This is a genomic window from Arthrobacter gengyunqii, from assembly GCF_023022985.1.
GTDB lineage: Bacteria > Actinomycetota > Actinomycetes > Actinomycetales > Micrococcaceae > Arthrobacter_B > Arthrobacter_B gengyunqii.
Map to the genome: position 1 here is coordinate 381,995 of NZ_CP095461.1, position 20,935 is coordinate 402,929.

Annotated in this window: 25 protein-coding genes; 23 read left to right on the forward strand and 2 right to left on the reverse strand. The window is 65.0% G+C overall.

Annotation, left to right across the window (positions count from 1 at the left end; translation table 11 throughout):
- Positions 1–2: 2 nt before the first annotated feature.
- Both flgK and MUG94_RS01870 read right to left on the reverse strand, forming a co-directional pair.
- Positions 3–1,406 (reverse strand): flagellar hook-associated protein FlgK, encoded by a 1,404-nt coding sequence (gene flgK / locus MUG94_RS01865; protein WP_227909224.1) that lies wholly within the window; start codon positions 1,404–1,406, stop codon positions 3–5.
- Positions 1,407–1,427: 21 nt separating this feature from the next.
- Entirely contained in the window at positions 1,428–1,913 is a 486-nt protein-coding gene (locus tag MUG94_RS01870) for a flagellar protein FlgN (RefSeq protein ID WP_227909223.1), read from the reverse strand.
- A 216-nt stretch (positions 1,914–2,129) separates the two neighbouring features.
- Here MUG94_RS01870 and MUG94_RS01875 point away from each other — a divergent pair, with 216 nt between their 5' ends.
- The 23 genes from MUG94_RS01875 to MUG94_RS01985 all read left to right on the forward strand — a co-directional run bounded on the left by MUG94_RS01875 (position 2,130) and on the right by MUG94_RS01985 (position 20,919).
- Positions 2,130–2,957, forward strand: a complete 828-nt coding sequence (locus MUG94_RS01875) for a sigma-70 family RNA polymerase sigma factor (protein WP_227909222.1) — start codon at positions 2,130–2,132, stop codon at positions 2,955–2,957.
- A gap of 127 nt (positions 2,958–3,084) precedes the next feature.
- The gene (locus tag MUG94_RS01880) at positions 3,085–3,996 is read left to right on the forward strand and encodes a flagellin N-terminal helical domain-containing protein (RefSeq protein ID WP_227909221.1); all 912 of its coding nucleotides are present in this window, start codon (positions 3,085–3,087) and stop codon (positions 3,994–3,996) included.
- Between the two features lie 142 nt (positions 3,997–4,138).
- A complete protein-coding gene (fliD, locus tag MUG94_RS01885) occupies positions 4,139–5,500 on the forward strand; it encodes a flagellar filament capping protein FliD (protein ID WP_227909220.1) in 1,362 nt (453 codons plus the stop codon).
- Entirely contained in the window at positions 5,497–5,931 is a 435-nt protein-coding gene (gene fliS / locus MUG94_RS01890) for a flagellar export chaperone FliS (RefSeq protein ID WP_227909219.1), read from the forward strand. Before fliD ends, fliS begins: the two co-directional genes overlap by 4 nt.
- The gene (locus tag MUG94_RS01895) at positions 5,921–6,268 is read left to right on the forward strand and encodes a hypothetical protein (RefSeq protein ID WP_227909218.1); all 348 of its coding nucleotides are present in this window, start codon (positions 5,921–5,923) and stop codon (positions 6,266–6,268) included. The genes fliS and MUG94_RS01895 overlap by 11 nt, the downstream gene beginning before the upstream one ends.
- Positions 6,269–6,447: 179 nt before the next feature.
- Positions 6,448–6,792: a flagellar basal body rod protein FlgB gene (flgB, locus tag MUG94_RS01900; protein ID WP_227909217.1), complete on the forward strand. Its 345-nt coding sequence runs from the start codon at positions 6,448–6,450 to the stop codon at positions 6,790–6,792.
- Positions 6,789–7,181, forward strand: a complete 393-nt coding sequence (gene flgC / locus MUG94_RS01905) for a flagellar basal body rod protein FlgC (protein WP_227909216.1) — start codon at positions 6,789–6,791, stop codon at positions 7,179–7,181. Before flgB ends, flgC begins: the two co-directional genes overlap by 4 nt.
- Positions 7,181–7,486 carry a flagellar hook-basal body complex protein FliE gene (fliE, locus tag MUG94_RS01910; RefSeq protein WP_227909215.1) on the forward strand — a complete coding sequence of 102 codons (306 nt, stop codon included), beginning with the start codon at positions 7,181–7,183 and terminating at the stop codon, positions 7,484–7,486. The genes flgC and fliE overlap by 1 nt, the downstream gene beginning before the upstream one ends.
- Positions 7,486–9,102 (forward strand): flagellar basal-body MS-ring/collar protein FliF, encoded by a 1,617-nt coding sequence (gene fliF, locus MUG94_RS01915; protein ID WP_227909214.1) that lies wholly within the window; start codon positions 7,486–7,488, stop codon positions 9,100–9,102. The genes fliE and fliF overlap by 1 nt, the downstream gene beginning before the upstream one ends.
- Before the next feature lie 95 nt (positions 9,103–9,197).
- Positions 9,198–10,196, forward strand: coding sequence for a flagellar motor switch protein FliG (fliG, locus tag MUG94_RS01920; RefSeq protein ID WP_227909258.1), 999 nt, complete (start codon positions 9,198–9,200; stop codon positions 10,194–10,196).
- Positions 10,186–10,800 (forward strand): FliH/SctL family protein, encoded by a 615-nt coding sequence (locus MUG94_RS01925; RefSeq protein WP_227909213.1) that lies wholly within the window; start codon positions 10,186–10,188, stop codon positions 10,798–10,800. The genes fliG and MUG94_RS01925 overlap by 11 nt, the downstream gene beginning before the upstream one ends.
- Positions 10,797–12,128 carry a FliI/YscN family ATPase gene (locus tag MUG94_RS01930; protein ID WP_227909212.1) on the forward strand — a complete coding sequence of 444 codons (1,332 nt, stop codon included), beginning with the start codon at positions 10,797–10,799 and terminating at the stop codon, positions 12,126–12,128. The genes MUG94_RS01925 and MUG94_RS01930 overlap by 4 nt, the downstream gene beginning before the upstream one ends.
- The gene (locus tag MUG94_RS01935; protein ID WP_227909211.1) at positions 12,125–12,559 is read left to right on the forward strand and encodes a flagellar FliJ family protein; all 435 of its coding nucleotides are present in this window, start codon (positions 12,125–12,127) and stop codon (positions 12,557–12,559) included. The genes MUG94_RS01930 and MUG94_RS01935 overlap by 4 nt, the downstream gene beginning before the upstream one ends.
- A complete protein-coding gene (locus tag MUG94_RS01940; protein ID WP_227909210.1) occupies positions 12,556–13,248 on the forward strand; it encodes a C40 family peptidase in 693 nt (230 codons plus the stop codon). The genes MUG94_RS01935 and MUG94_RS01940 overlap by 4 nt, the downstream gene beginning before the upstream one ends.
- Positions 13,245–14,873 carry a flagellar hook-length control protein FliK gene (locus MUG94_RS01945; RefSeq protein ID WP_227909209.1) on the forward strand — a complete coding sequence of 543 codons (1,629 nt, stop codon included), beginning with the start codon at positions 13,245–13,247 and terminating at the stop codon, positions 14,871–14,873. Before MUG94_RS01940 ends, MUG94_RS01945 begins: the two co-directional genes overlap by 4 nt.
- A gap of 21 nt (positions 14,874–14,894) precedes the next feature.
- The gene (locus tag MUG94_RS01950; protein WP_227909208.1) at positions 14,895–15,422 is read left to right on the forward strand and encodes a flagellar hook assembly protein FlgD; all 528 of its coding nucleotides are present in this window, start codon (positions 14,895–14,897) and stop codon (positions 15,420–15,422) included.
- A 12-nt stretch (positions 15,423–15,434) separates the two neighbouring features.
- On the forward strand, positions 15,435–16,601 hold the full coding sequence (locus tag MUG94_RS01955) for a flagellar hook protein FlgE (protein WP_227909207.1): 1,167 nt from the start codon (positions 15,435–15,437) through the stop codon (positions 16,599–16,601).
- 129 nt (positions 16,602–16,730) lie between these two features.
- Entirely contained in the window at positions 16,731–17,048 is a 318-nt protein-coding gene (locus MUG94_RS01960) for a flagellar FlbD family protein (RefSeq protein ID WP_227909206.1), read from the forward strand.
- Positions 17,048–17,854, forward strand: a complete 807-nt coding sequence (locus tag MUG94_RS01965; protein WP_227909205.1) for a motility protein A — start codon at positions 17,048–17,050, stop codon at positions 17,852–17,854. Before MUG94_RS01960 ends, MUG94_RS01965 begins: the two co-directional genes overlap by 1 nt.
- On the forward strand, positions 17,851–18,789 hold the full coding sequence (locus tag MUG94_RS01970) for an OmpA/MotB family protein (RefSeq protein WP_227909204.1): 939 nt from the start codon (positions 17,851–17,853) through the stop codon (positions 18,787–18,789). The genes MUG94_RS01965 and MUG94_RS01970 overlap by 4 nt, the downstream gene beginning before the upstream one ends.
- 67 nt (positions 18,790–18,856) lie before the next feature.
- Positions 18,857–19,765, forward strand: coding sequence for a flagellar motor switch protein FliM (locus MUG94_RS01975; RefSeq protein WP_227909203.1), 909 nt, complete (start codon positions 18,857–18,859; stop codon positions 19,763–19,765).
- Complete coding sequence (gene fliN / locus MUG94_RS01980) at positions 19,762–20,457, forward strand: flagellar motor switch protein FliN (RefSeq protein WP_227909202.1); 696 nt, start codon at positions 19,762–19,764, stop codon at positions 20,455–20,457. Before MUG94_RS01975 ends, fliN begins: the two co-directional genes overlap by 4 nt.
- On the forward strand, positions 20,458–20,919 hold the full coding sequence (locus MUG94_RS01985) for a FliO/MopB family protein (RefSeq protein WP_227909201.1): 462 nt from the start codon (positions 20,458–20,460) through the stop codon (positions 20,917–20,919). It begins immediately after the preceding gene.
- The last annotated feature ends 16 nt before the right edge of the window (positions 20,920–20,935 follow it).

Below are 20,935 nucleotides of genomic sequence, written 5' to 3' on the forward strand. Positions count from 1 at the left end.
GGTTACCTTCCAACAATTCCGGTGCGGTTAATCAGGGTGTCAAGCATTTCGTCAATGGCGCTCATGACGCGGGCGGCGCCCTGATAAGCGTGCTGGTACGCCAGCAGGTTCATGTTTTCCTCGTCCAGGTCCACCGAGGAATTCGCCAGCTGCAGCCCGACGGCGGATGATGCGGCAACGCCGGCGAGCTTGGCCTGCTGCATTTCGCTGCGGGCTGCGGCTCCGGTGCCCGAGACGAAGGCAGACCACATTTTGTCGGGGGAGTCGGCGGAGGTTCCCAGTTGGGAGATCTTGTCCGCAATGGACCCGTCGAACCCGCCGGTGCCGTTTCCGGCGGCAATCCCGGACGCACTGGTCGGAATGATGTGCAGGCTCAGCGCCGGCTGCCCGGCGTCGAGGCCAAAGAAGTCCAGTCCGGTGGTGCTGCCCGGTGTTCCGTCCCCGGGAGCGGTTCCGGTGCGGTGCACGCTGTTGACCGTTGACGCGAGTCTTTCGGCCAGCGAGTTATACGATGCCGCTGCCTTGTCCAGATCGGCGCCCGGTGCCAACAGGCTCAGGGCACCGGCCATTTCCCCGCTGGACAGTGCCACCGAGTCGCCGGTCCGGTGGCTCCACACCAACCGGACAGGGTCCCCGCCCAATGCCGTTCCGCCGGTAACCTCCACCGGCCGGAAGACCTCGCCGGTGACAAAGGCATTGCCCTCCACCAGGATGTCCGCCATCCCGTCGGCGCCCTCGCGGACGGTTCCCCCTGCCAGCGCGGCCACCGTGGAGGCCAGGGCGTTCCGCTGGTCCAAGAGCTCATTGACGGAACCGCCGTTGGACAGCGCGGAACGGATCGCCCCGTTGAGCCCGGCAAGCTGGGCTCCGGCGGTGTTCAGCTCATCCGCCATGGAGGCCAGGTCCGAGCGCACGTCCTTGAACTGGTTCGCCACGGAGAGGTATCCGGAGGAAATGCGGCTGGCCACGGTCGCGGCTTCGTTAAGGAGGACCTCGACTGCGGCCGGGTCGCCCGGTTTATTCGATACGCCCTGCCACGCGGCCCAATAATCATCCAGGGACGCCGAGATGCCGTTGTCGCCGGGTTCGTTGAGGCTGACTTCCAGGGCAGAAAGCGCATTGGCGCGCACCGCGGAAAAGCCGGACACCGCGGTGGTGGCGCGTACGCGGGCGTCCAGCTGCATGCTCCCGAGCCGGGCAATGCCGTCCACCGTGACGCCCTGCCCCACCCGGGGACCGGTGCTGAATCCGGTGGACGACAGCGGCGCCGTGGCTGATGTTTCCAACCGCTGCCGGGTGTACCCGGGCGTGTTGGCGTTGGCAACATTCTGCCCGATGACGTCCAGCCCCCTGCGGGCAGCGGTCAATGCCGTGTATGCGGTATTCAGGCCGCTGAATGTGCTCATCGGGAGTTTGGTCCTTCGGGGTTAAAGTTGCTGGTCAACGAGGCGGGCACCGGCGGTGGACACGGCGGTGGAGCCCGACGCGGTGTAGGTGCCGTTTTCGGAGTTCAGGCCGGCGAGGGTTTCCTGGGCAGAGCGTGCTGCAGCACGCAGGAACTGCTCATTGGTGTCCCTCAGTTCGCGGATCTTAATGGTCAGGTCCGTCATGGCCTGCAGGTGTCCTGCAAAGATCTCAGTCCATGGCCCGGGGGGAGCAGCTGACACCAGCTCGCGCAGGGTGGCGTCTTCGTCCGTCCCCCAGTCCTGGGCCAGTGCCGCCACGGCCACAGTCCGGCCGAGAGCCGCCGCCCGCAAACGGTCCAGCACCTGCTCGACCTCACGCGTGGCGTGCTGCAGCCAACGGCTTTTGCCGGAGGTGAGCAGGAGCTGTTCTTCTTCAAGCTTGAATACGAGCAGTTCCAGCAACTCGCGTTCTTCCCAGAGAAGTGCAGACAATTTCTGGGTACCCATCTCCACTCACCTCCTAAATTGATCTTGTAATGTCCAAAAATTACGGCGAAACGTAACGATTCAACCGTTGTCCGTCACTATCGGCATCGGCGCCCACAATGTTAGTGGTATCTTTCACGGTATACGCTCGCGCGTGGGGTTTTTAGTGGGTCTCAGCCCTAAGCCATGTGCCAGGTGCAAATATGTCTGTCACAAGGGCTTGGGGGTCCGCAAAAATTGAACCGTCTCGAACGCAACCAGCTAGTTTTGGAAAATCTTCCCCTGGTTGGTTATTTGGTCTCTGAAACATGCGCAAAAGCAACTCACCTATCACGGGATGACCTTGCATCGGCAGGATCGGTGGCGCTCATCATGTCCGCTGATTCCTTTAATCCCGAATTGGGTGTTCCTTTCGGTGCGTATGCGCGCCGCCGCATCATTGGCGCTTTTGCCGATGAAATGCGCTCGATGGACTGGGCCACCCGAACCGCACGGCGCCGGATCAAGGAAACCCTCGCGGTCAAGGAAACCCTGACCGCCGCCCTGGGCCGCACACCCGCTGTCGGCGAAATTGCATCAGCCCTTGGCGTGGATCCATCGGTGGCGCAGGACGCCCTGGCGGATGCATCACGGACCGTATCCAGCCTCGACGAGTCCACCACCGACTTCCTGGCGACAACGCTTCCGTCACCCGAGGGATCCCTCCTTGCAGCGGAGCGCCTGAAGTATCTGCAGGCTGCCGTCTCAGCACTGCCGCCCAAAATGCGGTACATAGTGGAACAAGTCTACTTTCACGACCGCAGCGTCAAGGATTTGGCGGCAGAACTGAGTGCCACGCATTCCGCGGTTTCCCAGCAGCGCGCTGAAGCTGTCCGCCTCCTCCGCGACGGTCTGGGCGCCCATTACACGGACGACGACGTCGTTCCTCCCGTGCAGTCCCGCATTGCTCCCGCACGCCGGGCCGCCTATTTGTCCACCATGGCGGACCGGACCGTCGGCGGCATTACCCGCGAGCACTTCCCGCCCCGCGCTCCGCTGGCTGACTCCGGCCGTATGCCCGCCTGAGCGGTTCGCCGGAAGGCAAAAAACAACTTCGCAGAACTCCTAACACCCGAAGATCCTCCGCCGATAGCTATGGTTGCCGGCCCACGGATGGGCCGGTCAGTACAGCCCACTCACGGAGGAATACATCATGGGTTTCACAATCAACACCAACACTGCTTCAAACAACGCGTACCGCAACCTGACGCTGAACCAGAATGCACAGTCCAAGTCCCTGGAGAAGCTCTCCAGCGGCCTGCGCATCAACCGTGCAGCTGACGATGCAGCCGGTCTGGCGATCTCCGAAGGCCTGAAGAACCAGGTTTCCGGCATGACCGTTGCCGCACGCAACGCCCAGGACGGCATCAGCGTCATCCAGACCGCTGAAGGCGCCCTGACTGAGGTCCACTCCATCCTGAACCGTGTCCGCGACCTGGCTGTGCAGTCCGGTAACGACTCGAACAATGAGGACTCGCGTGCCGCGATCACAACTGAGGTCAAGGAGCTGGCCAAGGAGCTGACTCGCATTGGTACCTCCACGAACTTCAACGGCATCGACCTGCTGAAGTCGACGGACGCTACGGGCGCTACCTCCGTCCCCAAGACGCTAACCTTCCAGATCGGTGCCGGCGGCGCGAAGGATAACGACCAGATCGACGTCAAGATGGTCGATGTTGCCGCAATTGGGGCCGCTCTTACCACCCTCGCCACCGGCACACCGGCAGTTGTCGATGCGGATGGTAATGTCACCACTCCCGCCGTCAACGGCTTCACCAGTGCAGCAAAAGCGTTGACAACGATCGAGTCCCTAGATAAGGACATCAAGACCATCTCAAGCGCCCGTTCCGAGCTTGGTGCTTCCCAGAACCGCCTGGAATCCACCATCAAGTCCCTGAACGTGTCCATCGAGAACCTGTCCTCCGCCGGATCCCGTATCCGCGACACGGACATGGCTTCGGAAATGGCCAACTTCACCCGTTCGCAGATCCTGTCCCAGGCCGGCACCGCAATGCTGTCCCAGGCCAACCAGATGAACTCCGGCGTGATGCAGCTTCTGCAGTAGTAGCAGTCGCAACAACTAGCACCACCAGCAGCACCGGCAGGTGAATGACCGCCGGCGGCGGAGAAACTGACTTGGACCTCACACTCTCCGCCGCCGGTTCATCGCCTGCCTCATCCGTATCAGTCCTAGGAGATCAGCACACATGGCAGGAATCGACGGCCTGATCAGCGGCCTGAAAACCAGTGAGATGATCGCCAGTCTCATGCAGATCGAAGCGCGGCCGCAGAACATCCTGAAGACCAAGGTGGCCGCCAGCCAGACCTTTGTCAGCGCCCTGCAGCAGCTGAACACCAAAATGGCCGCCATGGCCGAGGCCGCCGGAAAAACCGCCAAGCCGGCCGGAACCGACCTCTACACCGCAGCCAGCAGCTCGGACAAAGTCACCGCCGCCGTCACAGCCGGCGCAGCCGCGGGATCCCTGGACATGGTGGTCAAACAAACCGCATCGGCGCAGGTCAGCCTCTCCGCAGCCCTGACATCCTGGCCCACTGATGCCACCGAAATCACCATCAGCGCCGCCGGAACATCCACCACCCTCAACGTTGACGGCAAGTCCCTCGACGAAGTGGTTTCCGAGGTCAACAAGGCCAACAAGGGCGTCACCGCCGTCAAGATCGCGGCCGGGGTCGACGCCGCCGGGACCTCCCAATATCGCATCCAGCTCACCTCCACGGCCACCGGTGCCGATGCCGGGTTCAGTGTCACGGCCAACGGCACCGATCCGTTCAGCGAAGCGGGCGGAGGAATGCTGCTGAAGGCCGCACGTAATGCCGAAGTCACCCTCTGGGCCGGCGTGGCTGGTGCTGAGACCACCATTTCCTCCGCGACCAATACCTTCACCGGCCTCATGCCGGGCGTCGACGTGACGGTTACCTCTGCCTCGGACACGCCGGTCACGCTGACAGTGGTCCGCGACGACAAGGCCGTCACCGACGTCGCATCCAAACTGGTGGCCGATCTCGCGGATGTGTTTTCCTACATCAACCGCAATGCTGCCGTCACCACCTCCACGTCGTCGGGCACCTCCAAGGCCACCGGAGGGCTCTTCACAGGTGACTCCGGCGTCCGCGACATCAAACAAAGCCTGATGACCGCAGCCACATCCCCGGTGGACGGCCGTTCGCCGTCGGAGATCGGCATCGTGATCACCAAGGACGGCACGGTGGAATTCGACGCCGAGAAGTTCGCCGCAGCCCTGGCCGCTGATCCCGCCAAAACCCAGGCGACCCTGCAGACCATTGCTGGACGGGTGGAAGCGGCCGGCAAAACGGCATCGGACAAATACGACGGCACCATCACCCAGCGGATCAAGGGTCAGGAATCCGAAGTCCGGTCCCTCACCACGCAGATCGAGGACTGGGACCGGAGGCTCGCCTCGCGCCAGGCGACCCTGCAGAGCGTGTGGTCCAACTTGGAAGTAAAGCTGGGCCAGCTGCAGTCGCAGCAGGAATGGCTGACATCCCAAATCGATTCGTTGAACTTCTCTTCAGGAAGCAAAAAATGAGCCTGACCTATGGCATGGCCGCCAAGCGCGCCGAGTACGCCCGCAACGCTGTCCTGTCCGCCACGCCCGCGCGGCTGCTGACCATGCTCTACGACCGCCTCCTGCTGGACCTGAGCCGAGCCGAAGCAGCCCAGCTCTCCGGCGACTGGGCGGTGGCATCGGAGAACCTGGTGCATGCGCAGGCCATCGTCTCGGAACTGACGGGCACGCTGAAGACTGACGTCTGGGACGGAGCCGAGAACCTCAAAGCCCTCTACGCCTACAGCCTGACCACCATGATGGACGCCAACATCCACCGCAGTCCGGAACGGACCCGAGAGTGCATCGACCTGCTGGAGCCGCTGCGGCTGGCATGGCACGAAGCTGCTGCACAGGTGCCGGCACAGACCTCAGCGCCGCTGAACGCCGGAGGCACACTCGGTGTCGGCTGAAGCGATCGGCCCGGACCTCTCCAACGAAGCCGCCGAGAACCTGGCCCTGTGGGAGCGGGTGCTCACCGAGCTCGAAGACAATCTGGAGGTTTTCCGGGAGCCGGCAGAAATGGTCTCTGTCCAGGCACGTGAACTGGCACTGACGTGGCAGCCTGCACTAAATCTGGGGCCGCTGCCCGCAGAGCTGATGCCGCGTGCCCGCCTTCTGGCCAAGGCCCAGGAAAGGGCCTACATCCAGCTGCGTGGAGAGGCCAGGACAAACCGGCGGCAGGCCGAATTAATCCGCAGCGTTCCCGGTCCTTCGGCGGCGGCGGTTTATTTGGATGTGGCCGGCTAATCCAGGCATCCGTTAAGTACTCGGAAGCAAGAATAGAATTACTTGCAATCGCGTCTTAATTACTTAGAAGAACTACTTACATACCTGTCGGACAGGCCGATAACAACTATCGAGCAAGGAATGCTCATTTCCAGGCCACGGATCGGCCGCACTGTCCCTCAGCGAGAACGGGTTTTTGCGTGTTCGATTCCGTGTCCTCAATTGCGCTGCAAAGCGCCCTTGACGGGTTGGCTCTGCGTCAACGCACCATTGCAAACAACATTGCGAATGTGAACACCCCGGGCTACCAGGCCCAGCGGGTAAGTTTTGAAGATGCATTGGCCAGCTCCGTCCGTGCAGGTTCCGGCGTCGCAAAAGCCACCACGGAACGGTCCATGGAACCGACGCGGCTGGACGGCAGCAACGTCAACCTGGACACCGAAACCCTCTCCAACATCGACACGGTGCTGCGGTACCAGTTCGCCACGCAGGCCGTCGGCGGAGAAGCGAATTCACTTCGCACCGCGCTGAGGACGTCATCATGACCTTTGACGCCATCGGCATTGCCGCCACCGGGCTGACGACTCACCGCAAGTGGCTCGACGCCGTTTCGGACAACCTGGCCAACGCCAACAATGTCTCCCGCACGGACGGATCCGCTTTCCAGGCCCGCTACGTAGTGGCCCAGGAGGGCCAGGGGGTCAGCGGCGTCTATGTCTCAGGCGTCGAGTACGGAGACGCCGAGGGCCGGATGGTCTACCAGCCCGACCACGCTCTTGCGGACGCTGACGGTTACGTCCGCTACCCGGAAATCGACATGTCCGAACAGATGAGCAACCTCATCCTGGCGCAGCGCGGCTATGAAGCAAATGCCGCCGTGGTGGACCGCGCCAAATCCACGTATGAAGCTGCTCTCCAGATTGGACGCTCCTGATGCCCGTTCCCCCCATTCCGGCCGTCTCCGGTGTAACCCCCACCAGTTATCTGGACGCGGTGCCGGCAACGGCGTCCACCGATGGATCGGCCTTCGCCGCGTCCCTGACCGGCGCCGTGGACAACATCTCCCAGCTGCAGGCGACCTCGAAGAGCCTCGCAGTGCAGGCCGTGACCGGTGACCTTGACGATATTCACAGCGCCACGATTGCGTCCACGCGCGCCCAGGTAACCCTGGAGCTGGTGGCCGGAGTCCGCAACAAGGCCGTTGACGCGTTCAACGAGATCATGCGGATGCAGGCCTGATGGCGCGTCCCATGAACGCCGCGTTCGGACGGATCGGCGACACGGTGCGCAGCTTTTCCCTGGCACAGAAAACAATCACCATCATCGGCGTGGCCGTACTGGCCCTGGGGATCGCCCTGCTGACCAGCTGGCTCACGAAGCCGGCGTACACCCCGCTCTTTTCCGGCCTGTCAGCTGCGGACGCGAACACCATTGTGGAACAACTCAAGACCGACGGTGTCCCGTACGAGATCGCCAACGGCGGCGGCACGGTCATGGTGCCTGAAGCAAACGTCTATGACCAGCGTCTGAAATCCGCGGGCGCCGGCCTCCCGAGCTCGTCAACCGGCGGCTACTCGCTGCTGGACGACATGGGCGTCACGTCCTCTGAATTCCAGCAGTCCGTCACCTACAAGCGGGCGCTGGAAGGCGAGCTGGCGAAAACAGTGGGAGCGCTCGACGGCGTGAAAGCCGCGACCGTTCAGCTCGCGATTCCGGAAGACACCGTCTTTGTTTCCGAAAAGGCGGATCCGACCGCTTCCGTGTTCGTCGAGACCGAGAACGGCGTCACTCTGGGAACTGACCAGATCCAGGCCATCGTGCACCTGACCTCCGCATCGATCGACGGCATGGACGCCACCAACGTGGCAGTGATTGATTCGGCCGGAACCGTCCTTTCCGCCGTCGGCGTCGGCGCCACCGGGTCGGCGGACAAGCAGTCCTCGGACTATGAGGAACGCGTGTCAGCATCGGTGCAAACCATGCTGGACCGCGTCGTCGGACCCGGTAATGCCACCGTGGCAGTGGCCGCGGACATGAGTTACGAATCCGCCAACCGCGTGGAGGAATCCTTCGCCAGCCCGGAAAACGCCCCCGCCCTGAACGAAGCCACCACTACGGAGGCCTACGCCGGTGGTGCGGCAGGCGGCGCCGCCGGCGTCCTGGGCCCGGACAACATTGCCGTTCCCAATGACGGCAACGGCGATGGAACCTTCAACTCCGAGACCAGCACCCGCAACAACGCGGTCAACAAGGTCACTGAAACCCGCGAAATCCCCGCAGGAGCCCTGAACCGCCAGACCGTGTCAGTGGCCCTGAACGCCGAGGCGGCCGCGGGCCTGAACCTGGGCAATGTTGAAGCCCTCGTGGCTACGGCTGCAGGCATCAACGCTGAGCGCGGAGACCAGCTGACAGTGGAAATGGTGGCCTTCAACACCGGGGGAGCCAAGGCCGCCCAGGATGCACTGGCAGCCTCTGCGGAAGCCGCGGAGGAAGCACGCCGGGCACAACTGGTGAACAACATCATCCAAGCCGCCGGAATTGTCATTGCCGTGCTGCTGCTCATGGTTTTCTACGCGGTGCGTTCCCGCCGCCAAAACCGCGAGGCCATCGACATTGGCGAGCTGCCGGAGCTTGATCCGCTGGCACCTGCCACCAAGCTGGCCATGATTGGCCACAGCGAACCGGCCACCACGGCAATCAGCATGTCCACGGACACTGCGGGCATTCCCATCGTGCCCATCACCAGGGATTCCACGGAACGCAAGCGCGTGGAGGTCGACGCCCTCGCGGGACAGGACCCCGCCCGCACGGCCGAGTACCTGCGCACGTTCATGGATGAAGGACAGCCCGCATGAGTGATACAGCAACTGCCGCTCCGGTAACCACCGCCGTCGCCCAGGTGCCGGCGCCTGACGCCGCCATCGACCCCGCCGCCGCTGCCGTGGCTGCCATGACCGGCGCCCGCAGAGCAGCCATCGTGCTCATGCAGATGGACACCGGCCGCGCCGCCGGTGTCCTGAAACAGTTCACCGAAGCCGAAGCCCAGGAGATCGCAGCAGAAATCGTGCGGATGAAGCGGGTGTCCCCGGACGTCGCCGAGCGGATTCTGCTGGACTTCCACGAGCTCACCTCCGAGGGGAAACACCTGGCGCACGGCGGACGCGATGTCGCCATGGGAATCCTGGAAGCTTCCTTCGGCAGCGAACGTGCATCCGGCGTCATGGACCGGCTCGCATCGTCCTTGGCCGGGGCTTCCTTCGATTTCCTGGAACGGGCGGAACCGGCACAGATCGTTTCCCTGCTGGAGGGGGAACTGGCCCAGACGGTGGCCCTCGTGCTGGCGCACCTGCGGCCGCAGCATGCATCAGCCATCCTCGCGGGCCTGGGAAGCGCGATGCGGACCGACGTCGCCCAAGCCATTGCCACGATGTCCCGGGCAACTCCTGAAGCCGTCCGCATCGTCGCCGACACGCTCCGCGAGCGTGCCGCCGCCGTCGGCGCCGCACGCGACACCGCCAACGCCATTGGCGGCATCCAGCCGCTGGTGGACATCATCAACCGTGCGGACGCTGCGACCGAGCGTGCACTTCTCGATGCGCTCGAGGCCCGCGATCCCGAACTGGCAGAGGAAGTGCGTTCACGGATGCTGACCTTTGCTGACCTGGTCAAGCTGGAACGCCGCGACGTCCAGCTCGTGCTGCGCGGCATCGACGTCACGATCCTGGCACTGGCCATGAAAGGCGCCCCCGACAACGTCACCGACAGCATCCGCAACAACGTTTCCGAACGCAACCGGGAGATGCTCGACGATGAAATCAACGCCTCGGGCCCGGCCCGGCTGTCTCAGGTGGAGGAGGCACGCGCCACCATTGTGCGCGTCATCCGTGACCTTGAGGCCCAGGGCATCATCACTGTGCGCCATGCGGATGAGGAAGAATATGTTAGTTGAACCGGCTCCGGCCTATTCACGCATGACGTACCCCGCGCTGGAGGACCTGAGCGCTCCCCGGGGCAACGCCCAGGAACAGGCCCGCGGTCACGCCGCCGGGTACGCCGCGGGACTTCGCGCCGCTGCGGCCGAAACGGAACTCCTGCGCGCCCAGCTGGTTGCCGGCCACGAAGCAGCGCTGGCCGCCGGGCGGGACGAGATCCGCCGTGCCGTTGACGCGCTTAACCGGGCGGTGCGCAGCCTTGAACAGTCAGTCATCCCTGCCGCCGCAACGATCCAGGAGGATCTGGAGGCAGCAGCGGTGGAACTGGCGGAAGCACTGCTCGGCCAGGAACTGAAGGACTCCGAAACATCGGCGCGGGCCGCGCTGGCACGCGCCCTGGCCAACGTCCCCCGCAAGGAGGTCCGCGCCGTGCGCCTGCATCCGAGCGACCTGGCCGCCCTGGACCTGGAAACGATCTCCGCCGCCGACGTACGGTTGAAGGCAGACCCGTCGCTGAACCCCGGGGACGCCGTCACGGATTTCACCCATGGATACCTGGACGCCACACTGGCCTCCGCCGTTGCCCGGGCACGGTCCGCACTCTCCGGCGGCACATCATGACTCACACTGCATACCGCCGCTCGCCGCATTTCGCCGAGGCACTGCAGGCCGCCGCTCCCACGCGCGTTGGTTCCGTTGCTTCCGTCTTGGGGCTTGGCCTGGATATCACGGGGCTCGACGCCGGTGTGGGCGACATCGTGACTGTCGGTGAGGGAACCGCAGCCATCCATGCCGAGGTTGTCGCAGCAAGCCGGGATGGCATCCGCTGCATGCCGTATGGGCGGGTTGTTGGGTTGTCCGCCGGCACTCCGGCCCGGTCCCTCGGCCGGCCGCTGCTGGTTCCAACCGGGAGCGGCTTGCTGGGCCGCGTCATCGACGGACTCGGTAATCCCATTGACGGCAAGGGCCCGCTGATCAGCGGACCTCGGGTGCCACTCGACAACGAAAGCCCGCATGCCATGCAGCGGGCGAGGATCACCACCCCCCTGCAGCTGGGCGTGCGCGTCATGGACACCTTGACGACCGTCGGAAAGGGACAGCGCATGGGGCTGTTCGCCGGCTCAGGAGTCGGTAAATCCTCACTCCTGTCCATGATCGCCCGAGGGACGGACGCGGAGGTTTCCGTGATTGCCCTGGTGGGGGAGCGCGGCCGTGAAGTCCGCGAGTTCCTCGAAGACGATCTCGGCGCCGAAGGCCTGGCCCGGTCCGTCGTCGTTGTATCCACTTCCGATGAGCCGGCCGTAGTGCGGCTGAGGGCTGCGTTCCTGGCCACCCGCATTGCTGAATCCTTTCGCGACGGCGGTTCCGACGTCGTGCTGATGATGGACTCGCTGACCCGCGTCGCGATGGCGCAGCGCGAGATCGGCCTGTCCGCGGGCGAGCCTCCGGCGACCCGGGGCTACCCGCCCTCCACCTTTTCCCTCCTGGCGCAGCTGCTGGAACGGGCGGGCACCGGCGAACACGGATCAGTCACGGGCATCTACACCGTCCTGGTCGACGGCGATGACCACAACGAGCCGATTGCCGACGCTGCCCGATCGATCCTCGACGGCCACGTGGTGCTGGACCGGAAGCTCGCCGTGTCCGGCCACTTTCCCTCCGTTGACGCGCTGGGCTCGATCTCCCGCGTTGCATCACGCGTTGCCTCCCGGGAGAACAGGCAGGCGGCCGGAACACTCCGGAAGGTCCTTGCGGCCCGCCGCGCAGCACAGGATCTGCTGGATGTGGGCGCTTATCAGCGCGGCTCGAACCCGATGGTTGATGCCGCGGTGGACCATCAGGATGCCATCAACAACTTCCTTCAGCAGGGCATGGATGAGCAGACCCCTGCTGACGCTGCATGGGTCCAGCTTCATCAACTGGTCCGGATGCTGGAGAGCCCGCGATGAGCCGCGTCTTTCCCCTGGCCGGGCTGCTGAGGCTGCGGCGGCTCCAGGAAGAGGCTGCGGCGGCAAAGCTTGCGTCTGCAAACACCCGTGTCCGGGAGACCGCTGAAGAGCAGGCAGAAGCGTACCTGTCACTGACGGAGAGCCCTTTGATGGCCACCGACAGTGCCACGATGCATGCCGTCGCAGCGGCCCGGGCCTCCTCCCGGGCCATGCTGGCGGATCTCGCAGCGCTGGGATCCCGGCTGGAAACCGACGCGGCAGCGGCTCAGACCGTTTACTCGGCTGCGCGTGCCGAATCCGTCGGACTGGAAAAACTGGAAGCACGGCACGCGGGCTTTGTTGCTGCCGAAGATCAACGGACGGAACAAACGGTTCTGGACGAGCTGGCGGGTACCGCCTGGCAGCGCCGGCAGAAGGAAGCCATGTCATGAGCATGACCGATGCAATAGGCCGCGTGGGGGAAATCCGCAGCACGCTGCAGCAGCTCTCCGCCACGCCCGCAGCCACAGTATCGGCGCCGGCCGCCCCGGCTAATCTGACGACGGCGTCCGCCGGCGGAAACAGCGGGGAATTTGCCGCAACTCTGGCTGCCCTCACAGGCACTTCGGGCGCCGAGGGTGCCACAGCTGCGTCTGCAACCGGTGCCGTAGCCGGGAATGGTACGGCTGCCGCGGGCAAGGTCTTGGACGCGGTGCAGAAGTATCTGGGACTGCCGTACGTCTGGGGCGGAAATGATCCGGCCGTGGGGCTGGACTGCTCATCCTTTGTCCAAAACGTTTACAAGGATCTGGGCTATTCGCTGCCCCGGGTTACCTGGGACCAGATGAACTCCGGCACCAAGGTGGACTCCATGGCCCAGGCCCAGCCCGGTGACCTGCTGATCAGCCACGACGGCGGCCACGTGGCCATCTATCTGGGCAACGGCAAGGCTGTTGATGCTCCCCAGCCGGGGCAGACCATCCAAATCCGTGACGCTTGGGAAACCGACGCCAACCTGACAACCATCCGGCGGATCCTGCCGACCGAGGCGCCGGACTCCGCTGCCACCTCCGCCGCGGTGTCCGACGTCGTGGCAGCCGCACGCGCGGCCCAAGCCTCACTGACAGGAGCATTCTCATGAGCCTGACTACGGGCTTCACCACCGCTGCCGGAGTGCCGCCCCGGGCTGATTCAGGCAGTTCGGCACCTTCGGGGCGAACCGCTGCGTCCGCGGCGGCCTTTGCCGCTGTTGCAGGGGAATTGGCTGCCGGAGCCGTATCCGGTGCCGGGGCACCGGGGGAGCGCGCTGCATCTGCGTCCGCATCTGCCTACCCCTCTGCTTCTCTCTCTGCGGCTTCTGCCTCTGCCTCTCCGGAGATTGCATCAGCTCAGCCGGAAGCCGCTGAGGCGGGAGCCGAACCTGCGGTACCCATGGAGAACGGGGACGGCACCTTGCTCAACCCGGCCCGGTCGCTGATCGGCTGGCACTTCCGCGAGCCGCTGCAGCCGATGCAGATGTTGGATGGTGAGACCGGGCTGCCGGGAGCATCTCCCGCTCCGGGCTCCGGCCCTGAGCCCGTTGCCGAAGCTGCCGTTGTTGGAGTGGCTGTTCCCGGTTCCTCTGTTGCCGGGTCTTCTGCTGCCCCAGAACAGGATCCCCGCCTCACCAGCGCCGGGTCCGAGGCAACCCCAAGCGCCGGCGCTTCGAACCCCAACACCGCCACACCTCTTCCCGCTCCGATCCACCCGCAGACCGCGGCAGCAGCCACAACGGTGCCGGCAGCCGGACCTTCAGTTTCGCCGGCGGCCGCGGCGCCGCCAGCCGCGGAGGAACAACCGGTGCCGGCTGCTCCTGCGGCTGTGCCTGTACCCGCAGCACCCGCCTCACCCGCTTCACCCGCGGCACCCGCTTCACCCGCGGCGCCCGCGCTGCCGGGTGAAGCCACACTGCCTGCTTCGCCTGTGCTGCGGGGCTCCGGGTTTGCCGTGCTCGAGGTTTCGGCCAGGGATGCAGCAGTGGTGCAGCAGCCGGTTGCCACTGTCCCCGTGGCGGACCCAGCGGAGCCACCTCTGCCGGCCGCAGTACTTTCGGGAGCGTCCCCCGCGCCGGTCCCGTCCGGCGGCGCACCCCAGACTGCGGCCGGAACCGCACGCATGGCACCGGTATCGGCTGCCGCAGCATCCGGGTTTGCCGGGCTCGAGGTTTCGGCCAGGGATGCCGCAGGGGTGCAGCCTCCGATTACCCCCGCGCCCATGGCGGCCCCAGCTGCCGTCCCAGCCGCAGCCCCGGCCACCAACGCGCCTGCAGCCGCTCCTCCCCAGCCGCTGCAGAACCAGGTTTCCCAGCCGCTGGTCCGGCTGGCCGCGGCCGGCGCCGGCGAACACGTCATGACGCTCAGCGTGACCCCGGAGAACCTGGGGCCGGTGACAGTCCGCGCCGTGATCAGCAGCGATGGCGTGCGCGTGGAAATGTTTGCCCCCACGGAAACGGCTCGGGACGCACTGCGGCATATTCTCGTCGATCTTCGGCGGGACCTGGCCGGGGGCAGCCCCGGGCCAACGGCAACGCTGACGCTTTCTGACCAGAACTTCCCCGGGAACAGCCCCGGCGGGGGCGCTGCACAGGCTGATGAGCGCAACGGCAGGACACCCGCCGCTCCGGCTGAGGAACCGGCAAACGCCCCGGTGCCGGCCGGGCGCCATGAAACTTCATCCCCACGTTCCGGGTCCACCGGCGCGACCACCGCCCTGGATGTCATGGCATGAACACGAAGAGGAGAAACACCCGTGCCCATTGAGGCAGTGTCAGCGTCCAGCGGCGTCCAAACCGCTGAAGCTACGCGTAACCCAAAACAGACCATGGACAGCGAGGTCTTTATGCACCTCCTGGTGACCCAGCTGCGCAACCAGGACCCAAGCTCGCCCATGGACACCAACCAGATGATCTCCCAGACCACCGAACTGGCCATGATGGAGCAGCTGACCACCATGGCCGGGCTGGACGAGGAAAACTTCTCCCTGCAGATGCGGACATCCGCGGCCGCGCTCATTGGCCGGACCGTTAGCTACACCGGCCCCGACGGCGTGGAAGTGACCGGGGTTGCCACTTCGGTTTCCTTCATCAACGCAGTACCGACCGTCACCGTGGGCGGCAAGGAAATCCAGCTTGACTGGATCTCCGGCGTCGTCGACTCCTCGGTGGTTCCGCCCGCGGAACCATCCCCTGAATTACCACCGGCTCCAACTCCGGATCCTGACGGGGAAACTCCCGCTGCAGCGCCCGGTTCTTCTCTGCCTCCCGTTTTCAATAGCTGAAAGGCGTTTCCCATGCTCCGCTCCCTGTACTCCGGCATATCCGGACTTCGTTCGCACCAGACCATGCTTGACGTCACCGGCAACAACATCGCCAACGTCAACACCTCCGGCTACAAGGCCACCGCAGTGCAGTTCCAGGACACGCTGTCCCAGCTCACCCAGGGCGCCACGGCCCCGGCCGTGGATGCCGGCGGCGGAAATCCCGCACAGGTTGGGCTCGGCGTGCAGGTCGCCGGCATCAGCACCAACTTCGCGCAGGGCTCGGCACAGGCGACCGGGCGCGGGACCGACATGATGATCGACGGAGACGGCTTCTTCGTGACCCGGCAGGGAGGACAGACCCAGTACACCCGTGCCGGCGCCTTCAACGTTGATGCGAACGGCCGTCTGGTCACCGCCGACGGCAGCCTGGTCCAGGGCTGGGGCGCGGAAAACGGCGTGGTTGCAGCAGGCGGCGCGCTTACCGACCTCACCATTCCCTCCGGTGCCATTGCGCCGGCAGCCGCAACCACCAACGCGGCACTGACCGGAAACCTGCCCGAAGACGCCGAGGCCGGCACCAAGCTCGTCCGGGACCTGGAAGTCTTCGACGCCAACGGCAACTCCTCGTCCGTGCCGGTAACCTTCACACGCACCGCAAACGGCTGGGACGTCTCAGCGAAGGATGCAACCACTGTGCCCCTGACCTTCACCGCCGGTAAGCTCACAGCTCCGGCCAGCCCGGTCCTCACCGTTGGCGGTGTTGCAGTGGACCTCGCCGCGATCACCGGTTACGCCGACGTCGACACGGTTGCCGTCACCAGCCAGAACGGCCGCAGCGCCGGAACCCTTGATTCCTGGTCCATGGCAGCGGACGGAACGCTCATCGGCTCCTTCTCCAACGGGTCCAAGCAGGCGCTGGGACGCATCGTGCTGGCAGGATTCACCAACCCGGACGGACTCGAGAAGATTGGCGGTTCATCCTATGTCGCCACAGCCAACTCCGGTGCGGCCGTGGTGGGCGGTCCCGGCGTGGGCGGCAACGGCGCCGTGGCCGCCGGGTCCCTGGAAATGTCCAATGTGGACCTTTCCCAGGAATTCACCAACCTGATTGTCGCCCAGCGCGGTTTCCAGGCCAACGCGCGAATCATCACCACCTCCGATGAGGTCCTGCAGGAACTGACAAACCTCAAGCGCTAAGTGATGAGCCTCACCGGTCCATCCGCATCAGGGGATCGGTGAGGCTTTTCTCTTCCTAACGAACAGCGCTTGGAAGCCGAATGTAGAAGTGATGGCTCTTGAAGCCAGCTCTACAACCGGGACGGGCTCATGATTGTTCTTACACGGCTGAACGATGCCCGGTTCGCCATCAATCCGGACCTCATAGAGCGGATCCATTCCACCCCGGATACCACTCTGGTGATGGTCGACGGCGCCAAATATATCGTCACCGAAAGCCTCGCCGAAGTCATCGAGCTGATCGCCGGCTACCGTGCCCGGGTGATCTCCATGGCGCGGGACATCCCGCCTGGCGACTTCCGCCCCGGACAGCCCCTGGGTCTCGTTCCCTCCGCCACCGACACCGAACGCTCCGGCGAGAGCCGGCCGGCAGGCGTTACCGTGCCACTTCGTCCTAGGAAAATGTAATGGATCCCGCAACAATCATCGGGCTGGTTCTGGCCTTTGGGTCGCTTTACGCGATGATCACCCTTGAGGGCTCCCACGTCACGGCCATCCTTCTTCCGGCACCCATGATCCTCGTGTTTGGGGCGACGCTGGCAGTGGGGTTGGCGGGCGGGACGCTCAAGGATTTCATCCTGTCCATCAAAGCCCTGCCCCGTGCCTTCACGGGTAAAACACCCGATCCGCGGGTCACCATCGCCTCGGTGGTGTCGCTGGCCGAAAAGGCACGCAGCGAGGGTCTGCTGGCCCTGGAAAAGGACGCCGGGGAAGCGGAAAATCCATTTCTGCGCACGGCGCTCCAGAACATCGCCGACGGCACCGACGGCGAGGAACTGCGGGTCCTGCTCGAAGACGAGATCGCCACAAAGACTGCCACCGACAAGGTGCCCGTCAAGTTCTACAACGCACTCGGAGGCTATGCCCCGACAATCGGCATCATCGGCACCGTGGTTTCGCTGACCCACGTGCTGGAAAACCTGGACACTCCGGCAACGCTGGGGCCGATGATCGCCACAGCTTTTGTCGCCACCCTCTGGGGCCTGCTTTCGGCCAACTTCCTCTGGCTTCCGATCAGCACCCGGTTGAAGCGGCTGGGGGACCTGGAAGCCGATGAAATGGTCCTGCTCATGGAGGGAGTCCTGGCCCTGCAGGCCGGGAGCCAGCCGAGACTGCTCGGCGAGCGGCTGCGGGCCATGGTCCCCGCTCACGCCCTTACCGACGCCAAAGAGCCCAAAGAACCCAAGATCAAAGACACCAAAGAGGCAGCATGAGCGCCCCGCGGCGCCGTCGGCCCAAAGAGGATGAGGAGAACCACCCCGACGAACGCTGGATGGCTTCCTACATGGACATGGTGACGGTGCTCATGTGCATGTTCATCGTCCTGTTCGCCATGTCCACCGTGGACCAGAAAAAATTCGAACAGCTCCGGGAGTCCCTGGCCACCGGCTTCGGTGCGGTGGAATCCAACACAGTGGACACCGCCGTCGGGATCATCGCCACGCCGGAGCAGGTGGACGACAAGGAAATCCTTGAGCCGGACGCCGGCCTGCCCGGCGCTGGGGCATCGGAACTCGAAATTCCGGACGCCACCGATCCCGCAGCCCTTGCCGCCGCCGAGGTCCAGGACCTGACCGAACTGCAGGAACGGATCAGGGCAGGCCTCCAGGAGAAGGGCCTGGCGGACACAGTGCGGTTCGAAATCGATGACCGCGGCCTGACCATCCGGCTGGTGAGTTCAGAAATGTTCTTCGCCCCTGATGCCGCCGATCTCACCGATCAGGCCGTGACGGTCCTGGAAACCATCGGCCCGATCATTGCCCCCACCTCGTATCACGCCTCAGTGGAGGGACACACTGCACAGGTTCGCCAGATCACCGACAACGCACTGGACTGGGAGCTCTCCTCGTCCCGCGCCGTCAAGGTGCTGCGCTATCTGGTGGAGGAATCAGGCGTGGACTTCAGCCGCGTCAAGGCTGTCGGCTTCGGAGAGTCCCGCCCGCTGACGCCGGGCACGTCATCGGCTGAGCTGGCACAGAACCGCCGGGTAGACATTGTGGTCCTGTCGGGGCAGACCGAAGCGGTCCGGCAGCTGATTCCCGGAATCGTCTCCGGAGAGCCCGCCGCGGGACAACCTCCCGCCCCGCAGCCGTCCGCTACCCAGCCGGCCACTCAGCCCGCTGTCCAGCCAGCCGGGGGGCACCACTAGTCGGGCGGAACCCAAAAGCAGGTCCGAACGGCTTACGCCTCCGGACCCGCTGCCGATAGTGGCACTTGTGACGGTCCATCATGAAACAACTGCCCTTGGCGTGCCCGCAAACGCCGCCTCCCCGGAGGCCTACGATTTCCGCCGTCCCACCACCCTGGCCCGGGAACACGCCCGGGTACTGGAGATGGCCTTCGACACCTTTGCCCGCCAATGGGGCACCCAGCTGACCGCCAAGGTCCGGGTGCTGTCCCAGGTGACCAGTGAACGGGTGGAAATCCTCAGTTACGACGAATACGCCGCCGGGCTGCCCGCCGTCACCGGAATGGTCCTGTTCAACGTTCCCAACATCGGGGCCAAGGCCGTTATCCAGTTCCCCACCCCGGCCGCTCTGTCCTGGGTGGGACACATGCTCGGGGCCACCGGAGCCATGGCGACGCCGGAACGGAAGTTCACGCAAATCGAACAGGCGCTCCTGGGACGGATCATGGATGATGCCCTGGACGGGCTGCACTATTCCCTGGGAACGCTGCTGCGCTCGCCAATGACCCCGGCATCCATCCAATACAACTCCCAGTTCGCCCAGGCAGCGGCATCGGCCGACCCCATGATTGTGGCGACCTTCGAAATGGTGGTGGGCGACAACGTGGCCCCGGCCACCGTTGCCATTCCTGCCGGCGCCCTGCTGCCCCAGCTCGACCCCGTGGGAAGTGCCGGATCCTCCGCGCCGCCGGCGGCACTGATCCGAGGGCAACTCGCCCACGTCCCGGTGGAGGTCCTGCTGCAGCTGGATTCCATCCCGGTGAAACCGGCAATGGTCCTGAATCTTGCCGTCGGCGATGTCCTGAACCTGGGCCATCCCCGCCACCGCCCGCTGAACGTCACGGTTGGAGGCCACAGGTTGGCCCAGGCCGCGGCAGGTTCCAGCGGTTCACGCCTGGCCGGCGTCATCGTCAGTACCGAGGAGAGTAAAAAATGAGCATCCCCACATCCCTGCACACAGACGCCGCATCGGCACTTGTCCGTCTGCTGCCCACCTCCATCGTGTTGGAGCCGCTGCCGTTTCCCGGCAGCGGCATGCCGCTCGAGGAAGTGGCCCAGGCCGTCACAGCGTCCTTCGTGGGGTCCGAATCAGCGGATCTGGCGCTGGTGCTCGACAGCAGCACGCCCCTCGCCGACATCGCCGGCTCCCCGTCCCCCTTCCTGTCGGAAGCAGACATCCTGCGCCCGGCGCTGGAGGCCGCGGGCTCAACACTCGGCGTCGGCGTCCTGGGCGACACCCATATTGATGACGCTTCAGCGCTTTTCAGCCACCCCTCCACTGTGGTTTTTGAACTGCACGGGCACGATGGCCGCGCCGGATGGTTTGCCATCCGGCTGCGCGACACTCCCCACGGAACCGCCAACGACGCAGCCATAGCCGGCAAGCTCAGCCGCATCAACAACGTCGAAATGGCGTTGACCGTGGCCATTGGCCACACCCGGATGGCCGTCCGTGACGTCCTGAACCTGGAACCGGGACGGGTGGTGGAGCTTGACCGTTCCGCCGGAGCGCCCGCCGACATCCTCCTCAACGGGCGCCTGATCGCCAACGGCGAGGTGGTGGTCATCGACCAGGACTACGCCGTCCGCATCACCAAGATCCTCGACGTTGCCGAAGGCCTCAGCTAGGTGGAAACACTCGCCCTGATCCTCCGGGTCGTGGTGTCGCTCGGTGCGGTCCTGGCCCTGGTCTGGTGGTTCCAGCGGCGGCTCACCCGCAGCGCGCGGGCCTCCGGCGCCGAGCCGCTGGTCCGCGTCGTGTCCCGGCAGGCCATAACACCCAAGGCATCGGTTGTGGTGATGGAGACCGGCGGGCAGCGCTTCCTGCTCGGTGTCACCGAAGCTTCAGTGAACGTCCTGCACACCTCCGAGGCGGAACTCCCGCCGCAGGCCAGCTTCGAGGCGCACCTTGAAGCGGCGGTCCACAACCCCGGCCAGCACAGCACCGGCCCGCGGCGCCGCGCCGAAGGGCCAGCCCACGCCCTGAACGGCCAGCCGGACGCCGGGAATCCGATCCTGGCCGGTTCCGTCCTTTCGCCTGCCACCTGGCGGCAGGCCGGCGCTGCCCTCCGAAGGGGCAGGAACGGGTGAAGGCCGCCCTCCACCG